We start from the raw sequence: 5,529 nt of genomic DNA, 5'->3' as shown, positions 1-5,529 counted from the left end.
GAAAAATAGCGAGCCCTTCAGCCTTGTAGAGGCAAGCTTCGCTTTTTGCGCGGCTAGTACTTCAGCAGCCTGTTAGAGCGAAGCGCGTAAGAATACAAATTCCCTGTGGAAACTCCGGATCGATTCTGAACCCCGGCGACCCGCTAGATATCGCCGCGGGCTGTGATGCAGGGTGCAGCGACTCACCGCAATCTGCTGTCTGCCCGCCGCCTCCCCCGATTCGTCCTCAAGGCGCTCCGCCCTGTGGGGTGCCCAGCAATTTCTTCGGACTTAATCCATGGGATGAAGTCGTCAACCCGACTGAGCAGGCGCTTTTGTCTCCGGAGGATCTTCCGTTGTTCAAGGAAGAGCTTGAACTGAAGATGAAGCTGCTTAAGCTCGCCGATGACGCTACTACGTTGGCGAAGAAGCGGGTTCAGTCAAAATTGGCAGACGTTGAGCGCGTCGAAAAGGAACTGAAGAAAAAGGGCAAGAACAACTAAGGGCGCGGATTGGCGGAAGCGGAGACATATGGAATGCTGCCTACATGAAAATTCCATATTTCGAGCGAATCCAGACTACAAGTTGGTGCTGGTAGATCGGCTCAGCGAGCCAGATCGACGCCAACTTCATGAAGCCGACTGCTCCGAAGACCTGTATGGCGCTCTCGTTCCGCAAGGTGGCAGCGCGCAAGGCTGGCGCGCAGTATCATGTGAAACGGCTTTGCTATTCACAGCGCTTCTCGAAGCGGGTCCGTTACCACGCTATGCGCTACGCCGCCTCGGTCACGACCTTGAGCCCACCATAAAGAGGCTTTTGCTGGATGGTGTTCTGCAGATATTGATCAGCAATGAGTTCACGTGTGGTCCGCAGGTGGCGGAACTGTTTGGAACGCTGCGTAGCCACTCGAGCCGGAGTTGCAACTTTGATCTGGCGGTGTCTGCACTTCGGTATGGACAGGAGTTGAGCTGCCTTCCCCAAACCGAACTTGGGCGTCGCCTGTACTCCTATGGCCGGAAGCCGGTGTCCCCCAAGCTTCAAAGGCGGCTCAACGATCCTGCAGCGGTAGCCCGTTTCCTGGGAATTGCTGAGGAAGGCATCTTGGCTCGCTCGCTCCATCGTCATTGGACGCATGTATCGGTCTCACATGGTGCTCTGGAATTCTGGTGGCAGTGGCTTTCGAAATCCGAGCCGCCCCGCGAGACTGCGCAAAGAGCCAGCTTCAAGCTCTATTTGAGTCCTGTCGTGGATGACATGCCAGAAGCATTGGAGACGCTAATCCGCGCACTGGCTCGCACGCAAGGAGTCACCGGTTTCAAGGTTGGTGTCGGACTTTGGGGAATTTCCCGGCCGGACAAGATCGTGGTTTATTTCGCTCAGTTGGATGATCTCTATAGATTTGCCGACCTCCTTCGCACTCGCCTTTCCGGCTGCGCGGCGCACGGTGTTCCGTTTAGCGCCGCGGCTTCGGAGAATGGGCTCCTCTCTTGGGGCGCCGATCCGCCGCATGGCGCCACCAAAGGCGAGCGAACGACAAGCTGGCGAATGTGGGTAACCTGGCGTCTCGCCGAGTATCTTGTTTCGGCCAGGACCGCCGCGCTAAGCACGATGGAGCCTTGGCAGTATGCGCTCGAACGTCTGAGCCTCGCGGGGATCGATACCGACACATGGATTCCGGCCGACGGGATGTGGCCGGCAGCATTGGAAAGGGCATGAACGCGACAACAACGCTTCTTCTCCCCGAGGATGTGGTCGTGGCGCCGGTCGCCAACCTTCCTCCAGATCTGAGTCGCGGTATTGCACATGAGCCCGACGACTTCATTGTGACGCGACCTACCGACGGGGCAGAATCCTTTGTTGTCGATGCAGACACCGCGGCGTTGTTGGCACAGTTCCGTTCGCCGACGACTGTGGTGGATGCAATCGCAAACTTCTGTCGTAAGAACGAACTGGATCCGATGCGCACGCTGGACGATGCGTTCGCCGTGCTAGCGGATCTGGTCGCCGCGATGATGCTGGTGCCCGCTGAAGCGCATTTGACGGAGCCTGTTCCGCGCATTCACAGTGAATGGCAGACCTATCGATACTATGAAATCTACAGAAGGCAGTTCAGCGAGGAGGAGTGCCGGTCGATCGTTTCCCTGCACGCTGGCTACAGCATGGTCGCCAGCAGGATCGATTATCAGTCCGGCGATCCCGTCAGAGACTGCCACTTGTTTTGGGTCCCAAGAAGCGAAAGAACTGAATGGATTTTTTCGCGGCTGTGGGAGGCAGCACAGCGCTTCAACAAGGCATATCAATTCGAGCTCTCGCCAGAGATGGGGATGGCTCAGCTCACTCGTTACACACCGGGGCAGCAATACAACTGGCATATGGATCTGGGCTCCAAGGATGCCAGCGTTCGCAAGATCTCGATCGTTCTGCAACTCAGCGCAAACAAAGACATGGAGGGTGGCGGAACTGAGATATTCTATGGCGATGCGATCGACAACCAGTTGCATGCCGACATAGGCGATGTCGTCGTGTTTCCATCTTTCGTCATGCATAGAGCAGCGATGATTACCGGCGGTGTCCGCTGGACGCTCGTTATCTGGCTGACTGGCCCGCGGCCTCTCAGATAGTCAACGATACTGCCCGCTTCGGCCAATGCTCGTCTTCAAAGAATGGCATGCAGGCGAACTCAGGTGCAGCTAGATCCGCGGCGAGCAGGGCAATGCCGAGGTCGCCATGAAAAAGACTATTCAGCCGATTCGGGGGTAATCCAGGACTCTCGGCGGCACGTTTCGCCAGTACCCGGGCGCGAGCCAGCCACACCGACTCCCCAGTAGACCCATGGAGCCGCAACAACGCATACGCCCGTCCGGCCAATCTACAGCACAGGTCCCCTGGGGCATCGGACGGTCCATCGTAGGCATGCCATGCAGCCATGCGGGCAAGGCGCTCGAATTGGAAGTCAGAGCCGAGCAGTTCATATGCCGTCGTCCAAAGATGGACGTACCCTGCGGCACCATTACACCAACTGGCTGAGAGTATTCCGGTAGTGGCTGTATGGGGGATCTTTCGTGGCCACAACATGCTGCGGCCTGAAGGTTGTCCGAGAGCCGCAAGTTGCTGCAGTCGCTCGACCAAGCGCGGCGGCACTGCGGTGCCAGACGCCTCGCACCATCGCATGGTGGCAAAAAGGAACCCACACCATCCATGAGCCGCGCCCAGCGTCGCCTGCGAAACTTTCTCCAACGGCGGGTGAGCATCCAATTGTGTCCAGATGCCATGCAGCAGTCTCTGCCCCAATGCAAGCAAAGCATCGCACTCGAGATGTGGGGGCATTATGTCCAACAGCATGGCACAACCAATCAACAATCCCGACCGACCAAACGCAACGTCGAGCTGATCGCATAGTTCGCTAGCGGCGAAGTAAGCTTCCAGCGCGTGCTGCTGTGCGACATCATCGCCACGCGCATGGGCAATGAGGGCCTGCACGCAATGAATGCCGCAGGCGTGATGGAACAAGGAGCTCTGCCCGAGGACCTCCGGCACAATGCCACGCTCGGAATTCCAAAAGGTAGCGTTGCTCGATATTGCAGATGCCGCGCGGGTCAGCCACTGGTCAGCGGCAGCAAGTAAGGTTTCGTCGTTTCTGCTACGCGCGATTCTCAGCAAGAAATAGGCGATCCCTGCCGCGCCGTAAGTGATCGATCCTGTCGGTGCTTCTAACCCGTCGCGGTACAAGCGCCCGGGTACGCGGAAGCGGTTGAGCACATTGTCCAGCAGTATCTGCGACGGGTCGTTGCTGAGAGCGTATGGCGGGATTACGAGCTGTTTTCGCGCCGAAGCCTGCAGGAACGATAGCAGCATTTCTTCTATGGACGAGAAACGATCTGCCGGGTCTTTTTCCAACGCACGGTTGACGCAACTTTCCAGGCAGAGGAAGCTGTCGGCTCCGTGATGAGAGAACGGTTGAGGTGGCTCATTGATCACCTGACCCAGCATGGCATCTTCCTCTAGCGAAAAAGAATGCGTGTGGCCGCCGGTAAGAAGGAAGTAAAGCAATGCTCCAATCGAGTATTGCTCCGAAGCGAGTGATGGCAGCGGTCTCTCTACGGATGCAAGATTTGCTTCGGCGATTTCCGGTGCCAGGAATAGATCGATACCACCGTGCAAGCCCACTGCGCCGGCAGTCGGCATGACCGCAAGGCCAAAATCGAGGACAGTAATCTTGTCGCTGTCGTCAACAATTATGTTGCGGGGATGAACATCACCGTGCAATGCGCCTTGCGAGTGAAGATGCGCATACGATCGAAGCACCTGCTCGGCAAGCTTCAGTAGTGTGTCGCTGCGTCCCGGTTCAGGTAATGCACGCGCCTCCGCTGCAGCGCGGTACAAATCTACCCCAGAAACCCATGTCATCACAATGAACGATCTTCCATCAACTCGGCCGGCGGCCATCAGGCGAGGGCTAACCTTCCCATCGAGGCATGACAGGACGTTGGCTTCATGGTGAATGGTGGCGGTGGTATTCCGCCTGATGTTGGCTCCCACAATCTTGAGCGCAACAGCGGTTCCGTCAGCGGAACGTCCACGGTAGACCTCGGTGTCATCCAGAAGATGGATGGCCTCGAGAATCTCGACGTCTCCTACAAATTCACCCACGGACAATGACGACGCAATGGGCTGGGCCAGGATCGACTCGGCCGGTACTAGCACCCTTGCGGCGACCAGTTCGGTCAGCATAGCGAACGCGGCGTCGAGCGTGCGCATCGGATCCAGTTCGTTCGCATGAGAATAGGCCAGGATTGCATCCGCTACCGTCGACGGCGAACGGAAGTGCGCCAACAGCGCGGCAGTCTGTGCATCGACGATGATTGATCCCGAGCGGGTATGCGCACGCGTCACATAGAAGTCGCCAGACTCATTGGAAACACGGCGCCCCAACTCTGAGGGCAGATTAGCGACTGGAGCTATCGCTACATCCTCAGGGAGAAGGAGTCTGATGGTCGCGTTCATTACCTGGCATCGGAGCCAGAACTTGCCGCATTTCGTCCTGGCTCGCATAGAAAAATAGATCGCGTTACCCACGTATATTAGGCTGCCATCAAAGACATCTATGATTTTTTTGTAGGAACAGCCATCCCGCTCGTTGCCAGTCCATCACGACCCGCCGGATGGCCGCGCGGTTAGCCGCCGCGGCACCAGATCGCGCTCAAGTCTGCCGCAGGTAAGTTGCCGCCACGTGGGGCCGTAGCACGCCGCTTGAAGGCTCGGTCACGTCTGCGAGACAAGAACATCCACCCGTTCACTCAGACAAGCGGGGTGCCTGAATGAGCGGCGCTCGGATAGCAACAAGGGGGAAAGCGATAAGGCACGATAACGGGCGCTTATGGCGCATGGTGGCATGCCAGAGTTTCACCCGCGTTCTTTCAGCGTACCTTTCTAGCGACGGATAATCTGCGAATCGACTCAGGGGAGGCTTCGCCCAATCCACCCAAGATAAGCACCAACAGATAGGCATCAAAAAGCCTTGTAAGTAGCATGTCGATGAGGTTTGTGACG

General features: G+C 57.4%; 4 protein-coding genes. 3 read left to right on the top strand and 1 reads right to left on the bottom strand.

Annotation, left to right across the window (positions count from 1 at the left end):
* Positions 1 to 248 precede the first annotated feature (248 nt).
* From J8I34_RS33125 to J8I34_RS33115, 3 genes are read left to right on the top strand one after another with little or no spacing between them, the layout of a single operon-like run.
* Positions 249 to 482: a hypothetical protein gene (locus tag J8I34_RS33125; protein ID WP_209808418.1), complete on the top strand. Its 234-nt coding sequence runs from the start codon at positions 249 to 251 to the stop codon at positions 480 to 482.
* 28 nt (positions 483 to 510) lie between these two features.
* Positions 511 to 1,695: a hypothetical protein gene (locus J8I34_RS33120; RefSeq protein WP_209775071.1), complete on the top strand. Its 1,185-nt coding sequence runs from the start codon at positions 511 to 513 to the stop codon at positions 1,693 to 1,695.
* Positions 1,692 to 2,600, top strand: coding sequence for a 2OG-Fe(II) oxygenase (locus J8I34_RS33115; protein ID WP_051320691.1), 909 nt, complete (start codon positions 1,692 to 1,694; stop codon positions 2,598 to 2,600). Before J8I34_RS33120 ends, J8I34_RS33115 begins: the two co-directional genes overlap by 4 nt.
* Here J8I34_RS33115 and J8I34_RS33110 read toward each other — a convergent pair.
* Entirely contained in the window at positions 2,593 to 4,983 is a 2,391-nt protein-coding gene (locus J8I34_RS33110) for a lanthionine synthetase LanC family protein (RefSeq protein WP_209808416.1), read from the bottom strand. The genes J8I34_RS33115 and J8I34_RS33110 overlap by 8 nt on opposite strands.
* Positions 4,984 to 5,529: the final 546 nt, after the last annotated feature.

Source organism: Cupriavidus phytohabitans, assembly GCF_017815025.1.
Classification (GTDB): domain Bacteria; phylum Pseudomonadota; class Gammaproteobacteria; order Burkholderiales; family Burkholderiaceae; genus Cupriavidus.
The sequence above is the reverse complement of the archived record's forward strand: the minus strand, read 5'-3'. Positions and strand labels throughout refer to the sequence as shown.

Excerpts from the sequence above, each read along its gene's own strand:
- J8I34_RS33120 (WP_209775071.1), top strand. The coding sequence starts at position 511 with ATGGAATGCTGCCTACATGAAAATTCCATATTTCGAGCGAATCCAGAC.
- J8I34_RS33115 (WP_051320691.1), top strand. The coding sequence starts at position 1,692 with ATGAACGCGACAACAACGCTTCTTCTCCCCGAGGATGTGGTCGTGGCG.
- J8I34_RS33110 (WP_209808416.1), bottom strand. The coding sequence starts at position 4,983 with ATGAACGCGACCATCAGACTCCTTCTCCCTGAGGATGTAGCGATAGCT.